Source organism: Eubacterium sp. (assembly GCF_057858645.1).
Genome location: NZ_DBLZZO010000013.1, coordinates 28692 through 52057 on the forward strand (window position 1 = coordinate 28692; position 23366 = coordinate 52057).

Consider the following 23366-nt stretch of genomic DNA (forward strand, 5'->3'; position numbering starts at 1 on the left):
CAATACGCCCTTTATTAGTTTGATTTTTATACTCTGTTATAGTTGATTAAACATCCCTTTAAGATAATATCTCTTTCATCGTCTGTCATTTCACCTAACTTTAATGTAAATGGTTTTAATTCGCCCTCACCAACTACATATGCAGGTATATCTGACTTCTTGTCCTTAACAGCTTCTGCAATGTTAGGTACAAAAATATAGTCATCTTTCTTAAATGGAAGTTCTTCCTGTTCATAAATAAATGGAAGCATACCCCAGTTAATAAGGTTTGAACGATATCTCTTTGTAGCATATTCCTGTGCAATGTTAGCCCAGCCGCCTAAAACTTTCTGACATGATGCAGCCTGTTCTCTTGCTGAACCGTCACCTGGTTTTACAGCATAGATTGTGCTACCAACTCCAACATTGTCTTTATTTACATCAGGGAACTGTCCCTTGATTGTTTCCATGATTGCTTTATATTCATCTGAATAATCGCACATGCACTTGCCTTCTTCTCTAGCTTTTTCAACCTTCTGAACTTCCTTGGCCTTGCCTACATATTCAGGGTCTTTTCTTGAAAGTGCAAACTCTGCAAGTCCTAAAGGATTTGATCTGTATGAAGATGTTTCTCCTGAAGGAATAAGTTCGTCAGTTGTTGTTACAGGGTCATGAATTTCTGATACAACTTTAAGTAAAAGATTGTCTGTAAGTGCAACCATTTCAGGCCAATCCTTAATGTTTGGTCCAAACTGAATTTCAGTATCAGGGTCTGCAACGCCATGTGAGTCAAATACTCTGTTTGCATAAATGCTACTATCAAAGTGGTATGTACGATTCTTAAATTCTACATCAACATCTGTAGCTGCTGTTAAATAACCCTTGTTGGCTGCTGTAGCTGCAATAGATCTTGCATCCATAAGTGCAACTGATGAAATCTGACCATTCTGTAATTTACTGCCTTCTCTGTTAGGGAAGTTTCTTGTTGAATGTCTGATACTAAATGCATTATTACTTGGTGTGTCACCTGCACCGAAACATGGTCCACAGAATGCTGTTTTCATAACTGCTCCTGATTCCATAATTGATGCTGCTGCACCGTTCTTTATAAGTTCCATGTATACAGGCATTGAAGCAGGATATACACTAAGTGTAAATTCATCAGCACCAATGCTCTTTCCATCAAGAATATCTGCTGCTGCACAAATATTTTCAAATCCACCACCTGCACAACCTGCGATGATACCTTGATCAACATATAACTTTCCGTTTCTGATTTTGTTAGTAAGCTTGTAGTCAACCTGACCATCTAATGAAACTAAAGCCTTCTTTTCAACATCTCTTAAAATATCTTCAAGATTTGCATTTACTTCTTCAATTGTATATGTGTTACTTGGGTGGAAAGGCATTGCTATCATAGGTTTAATCTTTGATAAATCTACATAAACCATTCCATCGTAGTATGTAACTTCTCCAGGATTTAATTCCTTGTATTCATCTACTCTTCCATGAATGTCATAGAATTCCTTAATCTTTTCATCTGTTCTCCAAATTGATGATAAACATGTTGTTTCTGTAGTCATTACATCAACACCGATTCTGAAGTCTGCACTAAGACTTGACACACCAGGTCCAACAAATTCCATAACCTTGTTCTTAACATAGCCCTTGTCAAATACTTCGCCGATAATTGCAAGTGCAACGTCCTGTGGTCCAACTCCCTTTGCAGGTTCCCCTGTCATGTAAATTCCAATTACTTCAGGTCTGTTAATGTCGTATGTCTGTGAAAGAAGCTGTTTTACTAATTCAGGTCCACCTTCACCCATTGCCATAGTACCAAGGGCACCATAACGTGTATGTGAATCAGAACCAAGAATCATCTTTCCACCACCAGCTAACATTTCTCTCGCAAACTGATGAATAACTGCCTGATGAGGTGGTACATAAACTCCACCATATTTCTTTGCGCATGTAAGTCCAAACATATGGTCATCTTCATTAATTGTTCCACCTACTGCACATAAACTGTTATGACAGTTTGTAAGTACATAAGGAATTGGGAATTTTTCAAGTCCTGACGCCCTTGCTGTCTGAATAATTCCAACGAAAGTAATATCGTGAGATGTTAATTTATCAAACTTAATCTGAAGCTTGTCCATGCTTCCAGATGTGTTATGATCCTTCAAAATTCCATAAGCAATTGTGTTCTTGCCTGCTTCTTCTTTTGAAAGATACTTACTTCCTAATTTACTTTTTAAAAGTTCTTCGTTTCCGTCCTCAATAACTTCTGTTCCGTTAATGAGATACGCTCCGCCATTTGATAATTTGATCATTTCTGCCTCCTACGTTTTACTAACCTTTCAGTTCTTTTAAGTATACAAAATTTAGGGCTTATTTTCAAGTAAGATTGATGGTTATAGCACCTTTAAGTGACGTTACTTTTTTATTTTTCATACACAAAAGATAAACCGTATAAAAACGATTCATTTTTAAACGTAAAGAGGTCACTCCAAAACTACAAACTGTTTTGAAGGGACCTCTCCTTTTTGATATATGGCTTATCTAAATTTATTTTCTTTTAAGTTTCTTAAACTGCATGTATTTAACCTTAATTCCAGCTAAAACATCTTCAAGTTTGATATTGTATGCACCCTTGTCTAACTTAACCTTGCAAAGTTTTTGAGTAATCCAGTTACCGTCTGTACCGTTTGTCTGAATAACTACCATGTTCTCGCCGTTTGCATTTACATTTACAGTAGACTGAGCTAAGTTTGATTTCTCAAATGCAATATTTACAATGATTGTGTATTCTGCATCTTCTTCTACAATCATTGTTGCTTCCTTGCCACCGTTGAACATAACCTTGTTGTCTTCTGCTAAGTTAAACTGTTCATATTTTGCTTCACTTACAGGAACTGAAGGATAATGATTAGCAACGTCTGTGTCAATTAATTCTCTTTCAATTACCTGTGCACTAAGAATAAAGTTACAAATGTTAATTGCTGCTCTTTGAAGTTCTCCAACTGTTAAAGTTCCTGCTTCAACTGAACTTTCTGTATTATCGTTGTTTGAGTTTACCTCTGCGCCATTGTTGTTTACAACCATGTACACATCATTCTGTGAGCGAACCATATCTCTTGTGTCCTGATTTGATTCTTCTCCACCGAAGGCAACGTCATTCATCTTTGCCCACCAGTCAGTCATTACAATACCTTTGTATCCCCATTCTCCACGAAGAACTGTTGTGCAAAGGTCATAGTTTGATGCAGCCCAATGTCCGTTAATAGGATTGTAACTTGTCATAAGAGTCATTACAGTGCCTTCTTTTACAGCCATTTCAAATGACTTTAAGTAAATTTCTCTAATTGCACGTTCTGAACAAACAGCGTCAATCTTAAATCTATGTGATTCCTGTCCGTTTAAGGCAAAATGCTTAATTGTTCCCCATGTACCACCATCCTTAATACCTCCTGTTGAAGCAACTGACATTGTTGCTGAAAGGTATGGATCTTCTGAATAATATTCAAAGTTACGTCCGTTAAGTGGATGTCTGTGAATGTTTACACCAGGTCCAAGTAAAGTATCTATCTGATTTGCTCTTAATTCTTCACCTTCCATTGTGTAAAGTTCTCTTACTAATGGGGCGTTCCATGAAGCTGAAAGAGCTGTTCCAATTGGAAGCTGTGTAGCTTTTCCGTCATATCTAAGACCACTTGGTCCATCTGCACAACATGCTGCAGGAATTCCATAATTAAATAATGCATCTGAAATTCCACCAAAAGCTGAAGCTGTACCCTGAGTTACTCTAGGGTTACTCATACCTTCGCCTCTTACAATCTGTGCTAATTCTTCAACTGAAAGCTGTGCTACAAAATCTTCAATTGTGTTCTTTCCTTCATATACATCCTGAAGAGTAATTCCCTTATCACCTGTAATTTCCATTGTTTCTGGTAAATTATCTTCAATTCTCTTTGTCATGTCTACTGTTGGCTTCTGTGAAGGGATGTATTCTTTTTCAAAAGTTCCGTCAGCCTTCTGTTTGCCCGGTTTTAAAATAGTTAAGTTTTCGTCATTTGGGCAACAAACTTCTGATAACTGCTCTGTAACTACTAATTCTTCAACATTGTATGTAAGAACTTCTTTTACGTTTCTTACACTGTTACCTACATATATTACATAGTCACCTGCTTCTAAAACGTAGCTGGACTTATTTCCTGTAACTCCACTGTCATCATAGGAAGCCATGTCTTTTACAGCAAATTCAATTTCAACTGTCTGGCTTTCTGATGGTGCAAGCTTATTTGTTTTAACATAAGCACAAAGTTCTTTTGCAGGCTTTCCTAACTTGCCCTGTGGTGCGCTGTAGTAAACCTGAACAACTTCTTTTCCTGAATATGTATCACCTGTGTTTGTAACTTTCGCCTGAAGTTTAACTTTTTCGTCTTCTACCTTTGCAGATAAAGTTTCAATATCAAATGTTGTGTATGACTGTCCGAAGCCAAATTCATAGACAACCTTTTCAGGTGCAAAAGTTTCGAAATATCTGTAACCAACATAAATATCTTCTTTATAAAGATTTGTAAGTGGATTTCCGAAATTCTCATGTGATGGGTAATCTTCAAGGTTCTCAGCAATTGTGTCAGGTAACTTACCACTTGGTGTCTCTTTTCCTGAAAGGACGTCAACAACTGCGTTTCCACCTTCCATACCACCTGACCAAACGTATGCTACTGCCTTAACCTTGCCGTTAAACTGTGGATTATTAACCCACTTCATATCAATTATATTAGAAACATTTAACACAACTACTACATCTTCAAATGCTTCTGTTATGTTTTTAATATTAGAAATTTCTTCTTCTGTTAATAAATAACTTCCCGCTCCGTTATAGTTATCTTTGTCTTCTCCTGCTGTACGTCCAATAATGTAAACAGCCTTGTTTGATACCTGAGCCTGTTTCTTTGCGTACTCTACAGTAATGTCCATGTCTTTCTGGAACCAAGGCTCGCAAGCCCAGCCGCCGCCACCATTGTCAAATGGATGGTCCTTAAGCCATTCTACATAATCATTTGCAAGTTCTTCATTAATATTAAGATTGCTGTTTTTGAAACCATCTATAATATTTGTAGCATATTCTACCTGAACAGCTCCACCTGAACCGGTTCCACTTCTATAATATTCTAGCTGTGGTCTACCAAAAACTGAAATCTTATCCTCTGTTGAAAATGGGAGTACCTTGTCCTGATTCTTTAGTAAAACAATGCCTTCAACTGCCGCTTCTCGGCTTTTTTCTGCGAATCCCTTAACAGGAACGCCCCTTAAATTCTCGCTCATTCAATTTTCCTCCAACTTTATTATCCCTTAACATAATTAAATTCAATGATTTCTTCATTAAAAATCTCACGCTAAATATCTATAAATCACTATATCATAGGGAAATGGGAATTACTAGATTTTATGGGCAGAAAAATGTTTTTATTAGCGTGGATTTGCCGCTTTTCCGAAAACATTTTTATTTCTGTTTTTTATTAGCGTGAAAAGGCATTATACATAATGTCGGTCTGTAATTGTAACGTTTTTATTTTTAAATATAAAATACTTTTTATTACTTTTTTTAAAGAAATAATGTCGCCAGAGACATTATTGGTGCCGAATGCGCTAATCCCAACACTGTATTTTTATCACGCACTATATTTTAACACTATAAAATCTTTTTCCCATATTTAATATAAAATTTATTGGATAATTATTATAAATTTTCAAACTTTTTTTGGTTATGTTTACCCTTTGTAATTTATTGCTTTAACGCGCTAAATAAGTTACAATTAAATTACTATGTGTAGTTAATTTTTCAAAAAATTTTACTACAAAATGAACGTAGGAAAGGAACTTAAACAATGGGAAAATATTTTCAAGAAGATATTGAAACTGCCTCAAGAGAGCAGATTAATCAATGGCAAAACGACGGACTTTTAGATGTAGTAAAAAGAGTATATGAAAACGTACCTTTTTACAGGAAAAAAATGGAAGCTGTAGGAGTTACTCCTGATGACATCAAGTCAATTGATGACATTTCAAAATTACCTTTTTTAACTAAGGATGATTTAAGAGATGCTTACCCATATGACTTAATGGCACTTCCTCTTAAGGATTGTGTGCGAATTCAGTCAACTTCAGGTACAACCGGAAAACGAGTAGTTGACTTCTACACACATGGAGATATTGACAAATGGGAAAACGGTTGTGCAAGAGCAATTGTTGCCGCAGGTGGTTCAGACGAAGATGTAGTTCACGTTTCATACGGTTATGGACTTTTTACAGGTGGTGCTGGATTAAACGGTGGTTCTCATAAAGTTGGAGCCCTGACTCTTCCTATGTCATCAGGGAACACAGACAGACAGCTTCAGTTTATGACAGACTTAGGTTCAACTATTCTTTGCTGTACACCAAGTTATGCTTCATATTTGGCAGAATCAATTGAAGAGCGGGGAATCAAAGATCAAATCAAATTAAAAGCCGGTATTTTCGGTGCAGAAGCATGGTCTGAAAAAATGAGACACAGTTTGGAAGAAAAGCTTGGCATCAAAGCGTACGATATTTACGGTCTAACAGAAATTGGAGGGCCAGGTGTTGCTTTTGAATGTGAAGCTCAGGAAGGCATGCATGTTTGCGAAGACTATTTTATTCCTGAAATAGTTGATCCTGATACACTTGAACCACTTCCTGATGGAGAAATCGGCGAATTAGTATTTACAAGTTTTGCTAAGGAAGCCTTTCCACTTATCAGATATCGTACAAAAGATATTACATACATTACAAGAGAAAAATGTAAATGCGGACGTACACATGCAAGAATTCACAGACTTATGGGTCGTTCAGATGACATGCTTATTATTAAAGGCGTTAATGTTTATCCTTCACAAATTGAGGAAGTTCTTATTAAACAGGGCATGCCTGCAAACTATCAGCTTATTGTTGACCGCGTAAACAATAGCGATACAATGGAAGTTTTAGTTGAAATGACTCCTGAAATGTTCTCTGACACAATTAGCGACATTGAAACAAAAGAAAAAGATATTGTTGCCGCCCTTAAGAGCATGCTTGGAATTTATGCAAAGGTAAAACTAGTAGAGCCAAAATCAATTGCCCGTTCAGAAGGAAAAGCTGTTCGTGTTATTGACAAGAGAAAAATTTAATATTTTAGGAGGTCAGTTATGTATATAAATCAGATTTCAGTTTTTATAGAAAATAAACCAGGCAACCTTGCCAAGTTTACAAACTTTTTAGCAGATAATCACGTTGACATGCGTGCTTTTGAAATTGCTGATTCAAGCGATTTTGGTATTATTAGAATAATTGTGGATAAGCCATTAGATACACTTACATTGTTAAAAGATAACGATTGGATTTGCAATCTTACACAGGTTGTTGGTATGAAAATTCCCGATGAACCAGGTGCCATGGCAAAAACAATGAACATTCTTGCAGAAGCTGGTGTAAGTGTTGAATATGTTTACACATTCCTTGCAAGAGGAACTGACGATGCACTTATGGTTTGTCGTGTTAAAAACAATGACAAAGTTGCAGCCATTATGAAAAAGAATGGTGTGAAATTAGTTTCACAGGAAGATCTTATGAAGATGTAATGGTTCTTCAAGGTAATATGGAGGGGCGACCTAATCGGTCGCCCCTTGTTTATTATTAGTTCAAAAAAAGAGACACCGCTAAGTTTTTAACCTTAGCAGCATCTCTTTTTTATTGCTTTACGTTTTTGGGAGATTCCCTAATATTAGTTATTTTCTTATTTGTTCTGCTCTTTTTCGAGCTTTTTCTGTTTTTTATTTTGCTCTAATTTCTTTTTGGCTTTTTCTTCCTGACGTTTCTTCTTTTCTTCTGCTTTCTTTTCCTTCTCCTCGGCTAGTTTCTGCTTCTTTTTCTCAATCGCTATTGTATCCACAGTACCTGAATTAAGTTTTTTACATGCAGAATATGTATAATTGCGTCTTGTTGAAAATTTTCCAAAAGTTGAACTTTTTGTTGCAAACTCATGCATTTTTGCTAATCCATTTTTGTCTGCATTCAACTTGTCTGTACCTTTGAAATAATCTATTGTCTGTTTTGCCACTTCTCTTGCCGTATTAGGGCTCTGCCAAAACATATCTGCGAAATATACAACAAGCGCCGGATTTTTTAATTTATATGTATTCTTTGCAATACTTACAATGTTATTAACGTCTTTTTTCACCTGCGATTTCTGAACCGCAACGCCATTTCCACTTCCAAGAAGTGCTTTTACAACCGTAATTTCCTTGTCAGTAAATTTACGCTTTGTACTTTCCCAGTTGTCTGATGAAGTGATATCTGCAATAAATTTCTTTGCATTTTCTTCTCGCTTTTTGCCATAATAAACGCTTTTTGCAAGATTAAATGCTTTATCCTTATCAGCAGCATATATTTCTTTCAAAAGATTGTGAGCTCTCTCGCCATACCACTGCCATGCGCCAACGGTAATTGTCTTTTCGCCTGCAAATCTTGACAACTTGTTTCTTGCGGCTCTAAAATCTCCCGATTCATTATGTGAAATCAAAGAAATTGATGCGTCAACCAAGCTATTGCCCGTTGTACCAATACTTGCATTAATTGCCTGCTTCAAAGCCTGATCTAAAGCTTCCTGCTCTTTTTTCTTCTCTGCTGCAACATACTCTTTGTATGCTTTCGTGGTCATTGCCTTATGAGATTCGATTCCAATATTAATTTCTTTCACCGAAACCCAACCTGTTACAGTTTCGCTTCTTTTAATTTCTGCTTTCTTATAATCCTTGGAAAACTTAACAATTGGGTACTCACTATTCTTATAGCAAACACCAATTACAGTGCTTTTGCTTTTCTCACTGTTTCTTAAGTTTGTATTTCCTTTATGGAAACTTGCTGTAACGTTTTTATTTTTCAGCAAAAAAGGCTCTACTTCTTTGTCTACCAATAAATCTTTTTCACCAATATAGCCTGTTACTTTTCCTGATTTTATTTTGTAAAAATTGTTAGAATACTCAATTACTTTAACAGCCGAATTGTTTTTGATATAGCCTGCTGTTTTTGACTTTTTATTATCCTCTGACTTAATCTTTGTAAAATCGTCATCCCTTGAATTCTTAACAATTCCTAAATCTTCTACTTTTAATTTATATTTATCAATTTTTGTTAATTTTTTCTTTTTGGAATTTTTCTTGTAGAACTTTATAATCTTCTTCTCTGATACCTTGTCTACTTCAAAAACGCCATCATCGACTATTTGATTCTCAGATGAATGTTCCAATACCTTCTGAGTTGTGGATATAGTATGAGTATTTGCCGAAACCGGTACGGAACATATAGTCATCGCTGAAATAGCCAATATACATACTTTCTTTCTCATTTATAACACCTCGATTTACTATTATAGAACTCTTTTTTTCAAAAATCTATAATAGATATTTTTTTAACAAAGTTTGTTGAATCTTTTCTGTTTTTCTGTTTATTTTTTTATTTTGTTTCTCTATTTTTATACATAATCTGACATGTGTATAACATAAAAAGAGGAAGCCTAAGCTTCCCCTTTCTACGAAAGCAGTCTAAAATGTCACTCTACATTCTATGCTGCCCTGCTTATTATTATTCTTTATTCTTATTATTTTTGTCTTTATTCTCCCTCTAGTTTTTCCTTTCGGTTTTGATAAATCTAGTATCTCCCCTATTTTTAATAAATCCGGTATCTGTCTTTCCAGATTTATTAAAGTATTTTTTCAGCTTGTTTTTGTAAGTTTTCATTATCCCTTTTCATTTTCCGTTCTACTGTCTAATGTCAACAAGTCCGTTTGAGATAACATTGTCACTTAAGTCGGTTTTTTCATCTGTAAAATTCAATACAGTGTATTTAAGCATATCCTCGTCCACAATAAATCCCATATGAACTGTTTTAGTTTCACCCGGTTTGATTGCAGCAATTGAATTGTGGATACCATTATTCTTCACATCCCAGTAAATCATCTCATCAAAACTATACGCTGATGTTTTCTCAATGAAATCCCACTTGTCGTTCTTACCCGGAGTTTCTTCATAAAGTTCAATGTTGTCACCGCTATCCTCTAAATACATTACATTAGCACCATAGCAAAAATCTCTAATGGTCTTGTTTGTATTGTTTGTGTACTGAACAGTTGCATAAATAAATTTCTGATTAACCTTGCGTGACTTAACAACCTTATCTATACTATTTTCACCATCCCCACTCTTGTAGTATTTAATTGTGTCCTGTAAAAGATTTCCTTTTGAATCAATTACCTCGCTATAGTTTTTCTTATCAGCTCCTAAAATGTTAAGGTTATCAAGAATTTTTACATCTGTAACCTTGCCAGTTAGGAGTTTATTTTCATCATCAGCCCCACTTTCCTTAAAGCTACCGCCAACCTTAGTTAAATTAACTTTAGCCTTATCCACACTTGTAACTTTAGCTGTAGTGTCTGCTGCCTCAAGTTTTCCCTGCGCCACACTGTCACTGTAATCTACAACCGCTCTGTCAGCTACTTTTGATTCAACAAGTTGTACACCTTCGGCTATTTTAACGGCTTCATCTTTTGAAATATCTTCACCTAGATTTAACTGGACTACATAATGCTGTTTTTCAAAGTTAATGTACATTATCTTATCCATGGAATAACTTTCATCATTCATTTTTGTTGTTTGTACATAAACGCCATCGTTATCGCCTATTTTCAGGTCTTCTTTCTTTAATACGTTTGTATCTAAAATTTTGAATTTGTCATTCCCTTCTGTCATCTTGTAAATTGTAGGAGTTATCGCCTTTTGGTTTACATCACCCTTTAAATTAAATTTTCCATCCTCGCTGTTTCTCACAACACCTTCAGGAAGATAGTTCATTTTTAGACTTACATTTTTAATTTTAAGATTTTCAGTTTTAGTAGCCTTTTTTGTGTCATCTGTCTGTACTTTAACTGCATATTTATTTACTTTATGTGAGTACATGTTTGCAATTTTTGAACCACCAAATACCGTTGTTCCCACAGCCATTGTTGCCACTAAAGCAACTGCTGCCACTCTCTTTGGAGCATATTTTCTCTTTGTTTTTATCTGTTTATTCACTTCTTTTTCCACCATCACTTTCATACTTTCGGGCATTTTAGGAAACTGGCTTTGTAAATCTTCCAACTTCATATTTATTCTGCCTCCTTTAATTCATTTTTCATTTTTGCTCTGGCTCTTGTCAATCTATTTTTTACAGCGCTTTCTGTTGTTTTCAATATCTCGGCAATATCCTTAACTTTGTAACCATCTAAATAATATAACGATACGCAAATACGTTCATTTTCACTTAGATGTCCGATTGCATTGTACAAATCCGTATAATCCTTATGCTCTGTCGTCTGACTTTTCATCATATAATCCTCTAATGACACTACTTTTTTCTTCTGTCTGATAACGTTGTAGCACTCATTTATTAGGATTCTTACCAACCATGTATCTACATATTCCTCTGACTTGAGTGTGTGGATTTTACTAAAAGCTTTAACAATTGTCTCAGAAATTGCATCGGCACAATCTTCATCGTCAAAAAGCATTGACTTTGCTATATGATACAGTTTTTCCTGAGACTCAATTATTGTCTCACCTAACTTTTCTTTTTTCATACTGTTTGTACGTCCTTCCTGATGATCATCTTTTTTTGTATACATTAATTAGACGGTGTGGGGTGGAAAAAGGTCTCGAAAAAATTTCAAGGAGTTGAATGCAAGAGTAACTTCTGGATGCCTTTGGATTTGGCTATCCTTTTCGTATCCTCCTGTCTGTTTTCCCCGGTTAAGTGTTGTCCTTTTTTTCTTTTCTCAGGCATTTTTTCCTCCAATCTCAGGAGGATACATACCTATTATATCATTGTGAGTATATGTCTCCTGACGAATTTGAAAAATTGTACGAGAGGGCTAAATCTCTGCCGGCTGCTTAGCTGACAGAACTTCTCATTTTATTTTGTGCTAAATCTTGACATAGCACCAATCATCTGGAAGCTTCCGGTGAAGAGCGACTTTCTTATCTGATAAATGAATATCATGAAACAAACCGCTCCATCGACAAAATTCTAAACCACAATTTTTCGACAGATGCGCCTGAAGAAAGCTAAACCCGACGATCACAAGACCGTCGGGTTTTTCGTTTTCTCACTATGTATTTACTTTATTTTTACACTTGTTTTTACATTTGTTCCGTCCAGGGATGTGTTTTATTTAGGAAGTTTTACTTCGCTCTGATCACTTTTTTAATCTGCGGTCCCTGACCATTGCTCTTACTTAATCCTGTATTCATATAAATATTCAGCTTCTTACCAGTCTGTGCTCCCTTTGGCAGCCATACAGTGTAGCTTTTCTTATTGCCTTTTGTCCATGTATCACCAATCCTCATACCGCCGATCTTCGGAACTTTCTTCTTCAATGTTACTTTTACTTTGTATTTTGTCCATGTGTACGGTTTATGGTAAACCGGTGGGTACCAGTAATTTCCACTCCAGTGTCCTGGAGATGTCCAACCTCTTACTTTTATCTTTTTCTTCTGTACAATCTTAATAGACTTCACAGCCGGTTTCACTGCCGAACCAGTCTTCAATGTCACTACGTCAGACGGTGTACCGGTTGTTCCATTCGCATAAGCCTGCGTACGGAACTTATAAGTTGTCAACGGTTTCAGATTCTTTACTGTAATTGCTTTATAACAATTATAATCTTTCACCGTTTTTACAGTTGTCCACTTACCACCTTTATAAATCTGAATTCTAGCATTTGTACCCATCATCTTCGTGGATCCTACGGTTACTTTTGCATAATTATAATAAGTCACTACTGTAGGTTTTTTTAATTTCTCTGCTGGTACATAAAGATTTGTTGTATAAGTCTTTCCATTCTTTGTTTTGAAGGTAAGCCAACTCTGTCTACCAGCTTTAATATTATAGATTGGAACTTCGCCATGAGCAACCTTGTTGCTGTTATAGTTCCATGTCTTTCCAGAAATATGATCGTATACTTCTACGATTTTATCATCGGAATTTGCAGGTACCGTCTCTGCAACGACTTTTATGTTTCCTAACTGTGATTTCTTTACTTCTTGATGAGAACATTTAATCTTCTCAGCCGAAATATAGTTATGTCCATTCAGATTAAAATCAAAAATTGCCGGGTAATAAGCACCTTTGCTAGTAGATATACATACATAATATATTCCACGCGTTAGTACCTTTGCTCCAGGCTCCCACGCCTCTTTGCCATTGTATTGTGAGGATCCTTCGCTATAGATTTGATTATTATTAGAGTCATAGACACGAATGAACGTACGATTCTGTCCGAAATAAGTTGCTCTTTCTGTGTTAACAAGGTGGAAGCTTGGATCAATCACTGCTTTGTCTGCAACATTAAACTTGTACCAACGTTCATCTGTTCCCGTTCCTGTCAGACCTTCATAAAGACTGTACGGATGTCCAGATAACGGAATCTCATATGCTGTATCTTTTGTAAGACCAATCTCGTCTTCTTTGAATCCGATTTTTTGATCAATGAATTCTGCGCTGATAGTAATATCCGTATAAGCTGCTGCATCTTTTGTAAATACCACTTCACAGGCCTTTTCTACCCACTGACACGGATATAAATAAAGTACATTTGCATCCTTTACTGCTGTAGCCATACGGCTGGCAACTTCATGACCGCCTATCCATAATTTCGTATGGTAATTCCGTATAGGAATATTGTGCGAAAATGTTACTTTCATCGGCCGCTGTGTATTATTTGTTACTTCAATATGCTGTTCAGGCCCATCTGTTTTCTCAAATTGTACTATTTGTGATTCTTCAGATTTAAATTCCACTGAGTGCGTAACAGATTCCGCTTTCGCTCCAATATCAGCTGTGAACCAGCCACCTACAACCAGGGCGCATATCAGCAATCCCTTCAGTAAATAGTTACCTATTCGTTTCGACTTTAATTTCCTCATAACTTGTCCCTCCTTCTTATCTTCTTTTAATAAGTTCCAGAGTATCTTTTAAAAACGACACAATTTTTCTAGTTAAAGTATAACAAATGCATTCGTTTTTTACCCTGTACTCAAGGACAGGTTTTCGTTATTTTACTGAAAATTTCAGTATGTAAACAAATATTTTCTGAACAAAGTGCGAATATTATTGAATTTTTTCCCAGCTACTGGGAATGATAAAGTTTTTATTTGTCACTGCGATCGCCAGCCGCGTCTTATTGGCATAACCGGTTTTTGACAAAATATTAGAGACATGGAATTTCACCGTTCTTACGGAAATGTTCATCCGCTCTGCGATCTCGCTGTACTCAAGCCCATCGCACACAAAGCGAAGCACTTCTATCTCTTTATTGGTAAATTCTGAACTATCCGCGAGACCAAGCTGTACGCTGGGTGTTTTATCTGGAAATACACTTTCCCCGTCCATCGTCCGATTAATCACATCAATCAATCGCTCAGGGCTAATATCCTTATACCAGAAGCTGTCTACTTTCGCCTCTCTTGCCCGCTGCAAATATCCGACTTCCACCATGGAAGTTACGATAATGATTTTTATATTTGGAAACTCTGCCTTTATTTCTGCTGCCGCTTCGATCCCATCTTTATTTCCAGCTGTGCATACGTCCATCAACACAAGGTCGATCCGCTGTCTTCTACATATAGCAAGGGCGACATCCGCCCCATTTACGCTTGCCGCAAACTCATAATTATTGCTCTCTGAGATTACTCTCTCCATATTTTCACGGGGCATCCTCTGATCCTCTACAATTAATACCTGTTTCATGCTCTCTCCTCTTGAAATGTAATCGTCAACGCAAAGTACGGAAATGACTGTATTCGCATTTCTCCACCATAGTCAAATACATGTCGGGAAATATTATACAATCCGCCTTTTGGAACGATCTCTTTATCCGGCGCTGCTCCATTATTTGTGATGCAAATGCTGTATTGATGATTTTCATTTTGCATCTGGATGGAGAGCTCTGTCGCACCGGCATGGCAGACGCCATTTGTCAGACACTCGCGCATTGCAAGGATGCAGATACTAGCCAGTTCCTCTGACTCCGGCAAATCTCCCACACACACCACTTCTACGCCAAGTGTCTTTGCATCCTGCAGAAATCTTTCAAAATCGCCTTCTTCCAGCGGATATTGGTTGTCGTTCCAGATTGCATTTACGGCGTGGCGAAATAAGCGCACCTCCTCTTTATCATCTGCATTCTCCTGTGTCAGACTCTGTCGGATCGCAGTCAGTCCGGCTCCCATCTGATCGTGAAGCTTTGTCTTTGCCGCAAGTACTTCACGTTCACGCGTCAAGATTAACACATTATCCGACAGATAGCGGAGTTCTTTTGCTATTTCTTTTAACTGTTCGGTCTGCTTTGTCAGATTTATTTTTTCTTCATATTTTTTTGTAATATCCAGGAAAATAGCTTCTGTATAAGCCTTTCCTTTCCGGTCTGTCACTTCATTTTCCCGATAGCTCCATGCCTTCCCGTCAGGAAAAAGGTAGATTTCTTTGTTGTTAATCCGGCTCACACCATAACGCTCACACAGGCACAGTGCCTCTTTTAATTCCTCTTGCTTTTGCAAATCTCTGTGAGCGATTGTTTGAAATAGGCGATACATCTGTTCATTGCAAAGTTTCACATATCCATCTTCTGTAAAATAACAGATTCCAATGGGCAATACATTCATCGCCTCTTTAATAGAATTCTGTCGGATTTTTTCTTTTCTTGTACGATGCAGCCAAAATCCTTCCCAGATAAGCAATCCATCGATCACACCGACGATGCACCACCAAATCCACAGTGAGACATCCGGCATTTGAAAATAAGCTGGTTTTCCTCGCTCTGCCTCGTAAGAATAGGCCAATGCATTTACAAGAAGAAACAAAAATACGAAGATTGCGATATTCATATGCCACTTTCGATTGTCGATCTTCATATCGTGGAAAACAAGAAGCAAGATCAAACTCGCCACGAGACTTAATAATATTGCCAGCATCAAAAATGTATGCATTACGATTCACCTGCCTTTTCCACTGTAAATACAAATCGCCATATGCCATCTTCGCATGTGCAGGACTGTGCCATTTCTGAAAAACAGGCAAGATTGGCTTCGCTTTCGATCTCCATACAGAATAGAATATCCTCACTCTGACTGCGGAGCTTTATCCACACCGAAGCGCAGCTGTCTACACATTTTTCCACTACATTTTCAAAAAATTGATACATAACAACAGCATCTCTTACATAGATTTTCTCCCCTTCCGGGAATGAGCATGCGCAGTCAATATCTAACAATCGTAAACTGGAAAAGGATTCCTCTATACAGGCTTCCAGCTCGACAACGTCTGATACTTTTGATTTTTCTTCGATAAACTCTAGATTTCCGCGTCTTTTTATATATGTTCCAATGAGGCTGATTTTCACTAAAAGGCTACGGCTTTTCTCCAGCTCTTCTTCCTCTTCGTAACGGTTGAGCAATTCATTTAAAAGATTGATCTGTTTGGCAGTCTGTGTCTGCAGTTTGTCGAATAAGCGGTTTTTCTCACGCAGCATATTGATGGCTGCCTTCGTCTGATAATTTTCCTGCTCGATACAGTTACTTTCTTCGATCGTCTTTCTATTTTCTTCCATTCTCTCAAGAAGCTTAATAATGTCTTCCATATCTTCCTGCCAGAGAACATGACCGCCACGAATTGTTCGATTCTGGATCCGCGTCTTTTTATCGATCACCACATCCTTCTCCACCGCATCCTTCATCGTCTTTTTCGATAATGGCATTGCATTCGCAGACGCATAACAAACGTTGTAATTCTGATCCGTGATCTGAGCACCCAATGTACAGACTTCAAACAGTTGATCGTACCCAGTATTTGTCTGGATCAATCCGCAGCGCACACAGCTTTCCAGTATGCCAACGAAAAACAGACATAAGACAGCGGTAATGTCTCCACCAATTTCCTGTACCCACGCCACACCGCTTATGAAAAGCACTGCATAGAGAACTGCAGCGCCGATTCCCAAAAGGGGAAGGTATTTCTTTTTCTGTGAATGCCTGCACTTGTAAATCATTAGAACAAAAGCAGTTAGAGCGCAGACTACTTCCCAAACCAACACCACATAATAGCCCCATCCGTATGTATAATGACTATCTGACCACGCAGACCCTACCGGAAAAGAAAATACGAGCTGGTGCAAATCATTGGACAGCACAAGCAGAACTAAGGCAGCTGTTGGAATATATACTCCTTTTAACCATTTAGGCAACCGATATTCTTCCGACTTTCCGAGAAAGAATGCTGCCTGCAATACTGCTACAGGAATGAACAACATCGGTATGTAATAGCTATACCACAAGTAACGCGCGATCTGGTTATCCATTGTGAAAAAATATTTTGTCGTGCGCACAACAAACCAGAATATGATCAATTCTGCTATAAAAATCAATACATTCCGCACCGATTTCTGAATAACTCTTTTATAAATGCTGATGCCCCATCCGATATATACTCCAACGTAGATCATTGTCCGCAGCATACCACATATAATGCGGAGCGAACTTATTTTTCCTAATCTGCGACAGAGCAATGCCGCGAGCATACATAGCAAAAAGAGCTGGATATTCAACTGTTCACTGGATTCGTTTTTCTTTTTCATTAACGTATTCAAATGTATTCCTTTACTGTATTATTCTATATTTTCTATCACTTCTATCTTACTATATTTGCACAGTTTCGACCACATAATAACGCATTTCATACCATCGTTGAAAAAAAAAGTACTCTTTATTGCTACTTGCTTTACTTTCATTGATGACACCGGAGGTTGTACTAGTGGTACAGATATTCTGTTATCAGGTATGTTCTGTCTTACAACAGGTTCTTTTTGTATCGAATTTACTTTCGGCTGTTGTACACTATTCACATCAGTTCTATTAACTATCGGCTCAGCTTTTTGTGTTTTAGAAGAAATATTAGAACTTTGCTTTTGTACATTTATATTTTGTTTTTTACTTGATTGTGTACTGACTGATTCTAACTGTATGTCCGACAATAACTGTTTAAAATTATATACATTAAAAGATGAAGAACTGTTTAAAAACTTCATCAGTTTAGCAACATAATCACAATTTTCAGTCTGATCAAATTGATTTAAATGTTGGGCGATACATCCTTTTCTTTTTCAATTGGTGTCAAATTGGTGTCAAACCATAAAAATAAGGCTCTCCCACATTCGGGAAAGCCTTTAAAAATCATTATTTTATTCTACTGTATATGGCATTAATGCGATATTTCTAGCTCTCTTGATTGCTGTTGTAAGAGCTCTCTGATGTCTAGCACATGTACCTGTCATTCTTCTAGGAAGAATTTTTCCTCTTTCAGATACGTATCTCTTTAATGTTGCTACATCTTTATAATCGATTGCCTTATTTTCGCTTGCACAGAATGCACAAACTTTTCTTCTTCTACGACCGCCTCTTCTTCTCATTGGAGAATCTGGTCTTTCACTCTTATTATATGGCATAACTTGACCTCCTAATTTAATTAAAAGTTGAATGGTAATCCTGAATCGTCTACATTATCAGGAATGTTCATAAAACCATCTCCTGCTGGAGCTGTTGGTGCTGACGCTGCAGGTGCCTGAGCAAATCCTGCGTTATTATCAGACGCTGCTTTGCTTTCTGCAAACTCCTGATTTTCTACAATTACTTCTGTAGTGTAAACTGTCTTACCATCTTTGTCCTGATAACTTCCAGTCTGAATACGACCTTCTGCTACGATTTTAGTTCCCTGATGGAAGTACTTTTCTGCAAACTCACCGCTTCTACCAAATGCTACACATCTGATAAAATCTGCTGTCTGCTCTCCATCTCTTTTGAATCTTCTGTCTACTGCTAATGTATATCTAGCAATAGCTAACTGATTGTCACCTGATGTTGAATATCTAACTTCAGGATCACGAGTCAAACGACCCATTAGTATAACCTTGTTCATATTAAATACCTCTCTATCTTAACTATGCTTCTACTGCAACAGTCATGAATCTAAGGACATTTTCCATAATACGAAGCTGGCTTTCTATTTCGCTTGGAGCGTTTACATTATCAGTATCAAATGTGATGAAGTAATAGTAACCTTCTGACATCTTCTGGATTTCATAAGCGAATTTCTTCTTTCCAGCGTCATCAATGTTAGCAATAGTACCACCAAACTTTTCAACAAAAGCTTTTACCTTGTCAAGTTCTGCAGTTCTTCCTTCTTCTTCAAGTTTTGCACTAATAACAACTGTCATCTCATATTTGTTCATGCGTTTACCTCCTTTTGGTCTCTGGCCTTTCTACCTATAAGTAAAAAAGCAAGGAAAAATTATTTTTTTCACGAATACACATAATAACATAAAAAAGTCCCTAAATCAAGGACTTTTCTACATTTTGTTTAATTTTGTGTATTTAATTTTCAATTGATTATAATTAAAACTTATTTAATTATAATTAATTGGTTGAATGCAAAACTAACTTCTGGATTGGTTGCATAAAACAGAACTTCGAAATTCACTTAAGGTATTATTCCGAAATTATCTTTTTTACACTTTTTTCAAATGTTTTCCGCGGAATCATTACTATTCTATCACATCCACAGCACTTCAATTTAAAATCCGCCCCTGTTCGTATGATTTTCCATTGGTTTGTTCCACAGGGATGGCCTTTTTTTAGCGTTACTATATTTCCAATATCGTACTCCACTATTTAACTACCCTTCCTATTCCAACAATGTGTTTTGTGTTGTTATAATTTATTGTTTTACCACCTTTTTCTACAACTTTACCATTTCCGGCATACATTGACACATGGTAAATATCTAATGTTCTTCCAGGTGTGCTATACATTACCGCACTATTGTAATCGCCATAGAAAATAAGGTCACCTGGTTTCATATAGTTGTATCCTATATAACCGTAGTATACTATCTGATTTTTACCTTTTAAGTAGTCAAATAACTCTCCTGCTGTATATGCCCAGGAAGTGCTACCCAACTTCTTGTTGTAATTTTTGTATACCTGATATCCCTTCCATACTAATGATGAACAATCATAATACCCATACTGCATACGTTTTCCCTGATTGTATTTCCAAGTATTAACGATTTTCTGTGCTTTAGAAATTATTGTTTTCATACCTGTGGCTGCAACTTCCACACGATATGTCTTTGTATAGCTACCAAGTTTCACATCTACAAATGTTACCCCTGAACCTTTTCCTTTGATTTTTCCGTTAGCATCAACTGTTGCAACTGCAGTATTTCTACTTTTATATGTAGGTGTAAGGCCTGTAATACCATCAATTTTAATCGTTGTTGTTTTCTTCTTTGCTAAAACAGCTTTAATTGACTTAAATTTAGGATTGTAAACTGTGTAATTTACATTATATTTTTTTCCATCAACAGTTGCCTTAATCACACCTGAACCTGCCTTGTTTCCCACTATGCTAGCTTTATTGTGATATTTTACAATAGATACATGCGGTGCATGTGACATATCCCATGTTATCTTACTGTATTTCGACATTCCGGAAAAAGATATGTACTGCTGTCTGTTCGCTCCCATGTTAGGTCCCATTAGCACAAGATTCTTTGTGTTAATTCCGGGTTCTGTTACATAAACGGTATTGTTATATGTTGTTGTTTTTCCTGTCTTATCTGTTACTGTAGCCGTAATAGTTGTTTTTCCTGTTGTTCCTGTTTTGGCACCAGCCACTATTACGTTGCTGACATTGTTTGGCTTTGACAATATTTCATCATCCTGAGTAGACCAAACGCATTTTTTTACGTTATCTGAATCTAAATTTGCAATCTTAAATCGTATTATCTTATTCTTAGCCCATGTAATTCTTTCGTATTTTATATTGTTCTTAGTTGTTAAACGTCTAATTGCTGTAGTTTTTTTGCTAACTGAATTATCCAAAGCTGTCTGATTTTCTGTATTTGGAGTAACTGTAACTGTGCATGTTGCATATCCTTCAGAATTTTCTGCTGCAATGGCTACTGTTCCCGGATTATGCGCCTTTATTAATCCATTTGCATTAACTGTTGCAATGTGATCATTGTTTGAAAAATACTTAACTGTTTTGGCTGATGTTGGCTGTAACTGATATGTGCTTCCCTCTACCAAACTTACATTATAAGTATTTAATGTAACTCGTTTTGAACTGTCAGGAACTGTAACCTGACAATAATAATTTTTCTTTTTATAAGTAGCTTTAATTGTTGCTGTTCCGTAATTAACGGCTTTCAATTTACCCTTTTTTGATACGGTAACTGCAAACTTGTTAGAAGTTTTCCATTTAATCTTTGCATTTTTTGGTGCATTGACAATTTTTAATTTATGCTTCTTTCCTTTTAGTAATGTTATCTCTGACGTTGACATTGAATATGTTGTTGCCGCCTTTGCTTTGTATGGAACATTACATAAAGTTATAACCATTGCCAGCACTAAAACTGCACTTACACATTTACTGATTATTGTTTTTTGTTGTTTCTTCTGTTTGTTTACCTGTTTGTTCGTTAGTTGTTTCATTTGTTTCGTTTTCACCTTGCACTTTCCACTCTTCTATACTGCGTATTCCTGTTTCATTGCTTTCGTCATAAAATATCTCGACTTTACTTCCCGGTTGAACAAAAACAATTGTTTCATCATCAGAAAACTTCATCTTATATACATTACCGACATTACTTGTAATGTACACATAGGTTTCTCCTGACATATTTATATATTTAATATCCTTAACAGTAACCTGCTCATGCTTGTACTGTTGTTCAATATTTTTGTTCTTATCTGAACTTGTTTTTACACCATTTTCTTTTATAAGTTTTCTGTAAGTATTTAATGTGTCTTTTTGACTTGTTCCTGTTGCAACAATACTGTATTTTTTTACATCAACCAATGCATATTGTTTTACAAGATTTCCTTTGTCCTTCAACACCATAAAATAAGTTGGTCTTCCATCAATATTTATTAAAGATGGAAATGCTGCATCGTAGCCAAGATTCTGTACCTGACCTTCTGCGGCTTCCATGGCTGAAAACTCTTCTGCTCCTGCCACGTTAAAATATTTTGCCTTGCCCGTTCTGGCATTAACCATCACAAAGCCAATATTTGAAGAATCATCTATAACAGAAGTTACTCCTGTGTAAATCCAAACATCATTATCAATTACTTTGTAGCCGTAATCTTCTGTTGCCTTCTTGCAGTCCTTTTGACCGATTACGCTGTTAATGAATCCGTCTGCTAACATTCCATGCCAGTTATACTTCTGTTCAATTAAATCTCCATCATATACTCTGTCAACCCAATTAGGCACATCCTTTAAGTCATATTTCTTAGTTTCACCTGTACATGGATCACATATAACAACTCCATTAACATCCATACCGCCAAACATGCCTACTCTTGCAGTCATTGTCGGGCAGATATAATATGGTTTGCCATCTTCATCTAACTCAAAATAATAGCCTTCAAATATTGCTGTTGGATATTTAAATCTTAAATGTCTTTCCAAATTGTCATTAAACCAGCCTGATTCTGTGTATTTAATTGGCTTGTCTAATTTTACATAATTAGCTTCAAACTTGACAGCATCAACCAACACATAACCGGGAATTCCGTTTTTTCTATTATTAAACCATTTGAAAAAACCCGCATATTCCAAAGATGCCACTTTCATCGGTTCACCTTTTAATGCAATTTGGCTGTAATCACTTCCAATCTCATACTGACTTACTACATCTGATAATGCTCCGATAGCTCTTTGTCCAACTACCTTTGCACTATCTGTGTCCATTAAAGCTACGTCTGTTATTGTATCTGTTTCTTTTATAGTGTCTTCAAATTTTGTGTTCTCTATATCTATTAAAGATGAATATCTGCCTGCGTTAAATATCTTTGCAGAAATTACATTTCCAATAATTACAATTATTACCGCCAACAGAATAATTATACCAAATATCTTTGATACAATATTGTACTGAATTTTTGCCTCTTCAAAATTAGGAATTTTAAATGTAAGCAAAAAGAATGCTACTATAAAGAATCCCTGAAACTCCCAAAACTCCATAGAATGAATATTCAATGGTGGGAGAAATGCATAAAATGCTAAAAACTCAATAACTGCTACTATAATAAATGAAATTATTATTTTCTTAATTGGTGGTTTAGTCTTTGAAACAAAACCTCCCGTTGTATTTCTTCCATATCTTCCTACAAACATATAACGTTTCCTTCCCATAATAATCGGCAAATTCTGTTTCTAATTTTAGCCCA

Annotated in this window: 17 protein-coding genes; 2 read left to right on the plus strand and 15 right to left on the minus strand. The window is 36.3% G+C overall.

Going from position 1 to position 23366, the window contains the following annotated elements; genetic code table 11:
* Nucleotides 1–26: 26 nt before the first annotated feature.
* A complete protein-coding gene (locus ACZM4J_RS05880; RefSeq protein WP_022164885.1) occupies nt 27–2312 on the minus strand; it encodes a hydratase in 2286 nt (761 codons plus the stop codon).
* Nucleotides 2313–2547: 235 nt separating this feature from the next.
* Nucleotides 2548–5313 carry a glycoside hydrolase family 3 protein gene (locus ACZM4J_RS05885; RefSeq protein ID WP_022164884.1) on the minus strand — a complete coding sequence of 922 codons (2766 nt, stop codon included), beginning with the start codon at nt 5311–5313 and terminating at the stop codon, nt 2548–2550.
* 563 nt (nt 5314–5876) lie between these two features.
* Here ACZM4J_RS05885 and ACZM4J_RS05890 point away from each other — a divergent pair.
* Together ACZM4J_RS05890 and ACZM4J_RS05895 are read left to right on the plus strand one after the other, a co-directional pair.
* Nucleotides 5877–7175, plus strand: coding sequence for a phenylacetate--CoA ligase family protein (locus tag ACZM4J_RS05890; protein ID WP_022164883.1), 1299 nt, complete (start codon nt 5877–5879; stop codon nt 7173–7175).
* Nucleotides 7176–7193: 18 nt separating this feature from the next.
* Nucleotides 7194–7625: an ACT domain protein gene (locus ACZM4J_RS05895; RefSeq protein WP_022164882.1), complete on the plus strand. Its 432-nt coding sequence runs from the start codon at nt 7194–7196 to the stop codon at nt 7623–7625.
* Nucleotides 7626–7780: 155 nt separating this feature from the next.
* Here ACZM4J_RS05895 and ACZM4J_RS05900 read toward each other — a convergent pair whose 3' ends face one another.
* From ACZM4J_RS05900 to ACZM4J_RS05960, 13 genes are all read right to left on the minus strand, one after another.
* Nucleotides 7781–9391, minus strand: a complete 1611-nt coding sequence (locus ACZM4J_RS05900; protein WP_022164881.1) for an SH3 domain-containing protein — start codon at nt 9389–9391, stop codon at nt 7781–7783.
* 413 nt (nt 9392–9804) lie between these two features.
* Nucleotides 9805–11187 (minus strand): DUF4367 domain-containing protein, encoded by a 1383-nt coding sequence (locus tag ACZM4J_RS05905; RefSeq protein ID WP_022164880.1) that lies wholly within the window; start codon nt 11185–11187, stop codon nt 9805–9807.
* A gap of 2 nt (nt 11188–11189) precedes the next feature.
* The gene (locus ACZM4J_RS05910; RefSeq protein WP_022164879.1) at nt 11190–11660 is read right to left on the minus strand and encodes an RNA polymerase sigma factor; all 471 of its coding nucleotides are present in this window, start codon (nt 11658–11660) and stop codon (nt 11190–11192) included.
* Between the two features lie 601 nt (nt 11661–12261).
* Entirely contained in the window at nt 12262–14004 is a 1743-nt protein-coding gene (locus ACZM4J_RS05915; RefSeq protein ID WP_489485783.1) for a fibronectin type III domain-containing protein, read from the minus strand.
* A gap of 184 nt (nt 14005–14188) precedes the next feature.
* The gene (locus ACZM4J_RS05920; protein ID WP_428245046.1) at nt 14189–14827 is read right to left on the minus strand and encodes a response regulator; all 639 of its coding nucleotides are present in this window, start codon (nt 14825–14827) and stop codon (nt 14189–14191) included.
* Nucleotides 14824–16065, minus strand: coding sequence for a sensor histidine kinase (locus ACZM4J_RS05925; RefSeq protein WP_428245047.1), 1242 nt, complete (start codon nt 16063–16065; stop codon nt 14824–14826). The genes ACZM4J_RS05920 and ACZM4J_RS05925 overlap by 4 nt, the downstream gene beginning before the upstream one ends.
* Nucleotides 16065–17720, minus strand: coding sequence for a histidine kinase N-terminal 7TM domain-containing protein (locus ACZM4J_RS05930; RefSeq protein ID WP_022165698.1), 1656 nt, complete (start codon nt 17718–17720; stop codon nt 16065–16067). Before ACZM4J_RS05930 ends, ACZM4J_RS05925 begins: the two co-directional genes overlap by 1 nt.
* 591 nt (nt 17721–18311) lie before the next feature.
* The gene (rpsR, locus tag ACZM4J_RS05935; protein ID WP_022165696.1) at nt 18312–18575 is read right to left on the minus strand and encodes a 30S ribosomal protein S18; all 264 of its coding nucleotides are present in this window, start codon (nt 18573–18575) and stop codon (nt 18312–18314) included.
* A 20-nt stretch (nt 18576–18595) separates the two neighbouring features.
* Entirely contained in the window at nt 18596–19045 is a 450-nt protein-coding gene (locus ACZM4J_RS05940) for a single-stranded DNA-binding protein (protein ID WP_022165695.1), read from the minus strand.
* Nucleotides 19046–19067: 22 nt separating this feature from the next.
* Entirely contained in the window at nt 19068–19358 is a 291-nt protein-coding gene (rpsF, locus tag ACZM4J_RS05945; RefSeq protein WP_022165694.1) for a 30S ribosomal protein S6, read from the minus strand.
* A gap of 256 nt (nt 19359–19614) precedes the next feature.
* Nucleotides 19615–19794: a DUF951 domain-containing protein gene (locus ACZM4J_RS05950; protein WP_302689687.1), complete on the minus strand. Its 180-nt coding sequence runs from the start codon at nt 19792–19794 to the stop codon at nt 19615–19617.
* Nucleotides 19794–21623, minus strand: a complete 1830-nt coding sequence (locus tag ACZM4J_RS05955) for an Ig-like domain-containing protein (protein ID WP_428245048.1) — start codon at nt 21621–21623, stop codon at nt 19794–19796. The genes ACZM4J_RS05950 and ACZM4J_RS05955 overlap by 1 nt, the downstream gene beginning before the upstream one ends.
* Nucleotides 21559–23313: a hypothetical protein gene (locus ACZM4J_RS05960; RefSeq protein WP_428245049.1), complete on the minus strand. Its 1755-nt coding sequence runs from the start codon at nt 23311–23313 to the stop codon at nt 21559–21561. The genes ACZM4J_RS05955 and ACZM4J_RS05960 overlap by 65 nt, the downstream gene beginning before the upstream one ends.
* Nucleotides 23314–23366: the final 53 nt, after the last annotated feature.

Bases quoted from the DNA above. Each gene is read 5' to 3' on its own strand.
- ACZM4J_RS05895 (WP_022164882.1), top strand. From the start codon at position 7,194: ATGTATATAAATCAGATTTCAGTTTTTATAGAAAATAAACCAGGCAAC.
- ACZM4J_RS05885 (WP_022164884.1), bottom strand. From the start codon at position 5,313: ATGAGCGAGAATTTAAGGGGCGTTCCTGTTAAGGGATTCGCAGAAAAA.
- rpsR (WP_022165696.1), bottom strand. From the start codon at position 18,575: ATGCCATATAATAAGAGTGAAAGACCAGATTCTCCAATGAGAAGAAGA.
- ACZM4J_RS05900 (WP_022164881.1), bottom strand. From the start codon at position 9,391: ATGAGAAAGAAAGTATGTATATTGGCTATTTCAGCGATGACTATATGT.
- ACZM4J_RS05915 (WP_489485783.1), bottom strand. From the start codon at position 14,004: ATGAGGAAATTAAAGTCGAAACGAATAGGTAACTATTTACTGAAGGGA.
- ACZM4J_RS05910 (WP_022164879.1), bottom strand. From the start codon at position 11,660: ATGAAAAAAGAAAAGTTAGGTGAGACAATAATTGAGTCTCAGGAAAAA.
- ACZM4J_RS05955 (WP_428245048.1), bottom strand. From the start codon at position 21,623: ATGAAACAACTAACGAACAAACAGGTAAACAAACAGAAGAAACAACAA.
- ACZM4J_RS05890 (WP_022164883.1), top strand. From the start codon at position 5,877: ATGGGAAAATATTTTCAAGAAGATATTGAAACTGCCTCAAGAGAGCAG.
- ACZM4J_RS05960 (WP_428245049.1), bottom strand. From the start codon at position 23,313: ATGTTTGTAGGAAGATATGGAAGAAATACAACGGGAGGTTTTGTTTCA.
- ACZM4J_RS05905 (WP_022164880.1), bottom strand. From the start codon at position 11,187: ATGAAGTTGGAAGATTTACAAAGCCAGTTTCCTAAAATGCCCGAAAGT.
- ACZM4J_RS05940 (WP_022165695.1), bottom strand. From the start codon at position 19,045: ATGAACAAGGTTATACTAATGGGTCGTTTGACTCGTGATCCTGAAGTT.
- rpsF (WP_022165694.1), bottom strand. From the start codon at position 19,358: ATGAACAAATATGAGATGACAGTTGTTATTAGTGCAAAACTTGAAGAA.
- ACZM4J_RS05920 (WP_428245046.1), bottom strand. From the start codon at position 14,827: ATGAAACAGGTATTAATTGTAGAGGATCAGAGGATGCCCCGTGAAAAT.
- ACZM4J_RS05880 (WP_022164885.1), bottom strand. From the start codon at position 2,312: ATGATCAAATTATCAAATGGCGGAGCGTATCTCATTAACGGAACAGAA.
- ACZM4J_RS05925 (WP_428245047.1), bottom strand. From the start codon at position 16,065: ATGCATACATTTTTGATGCTGGCAATATTATTAAGTCTCGTGGCGAGT.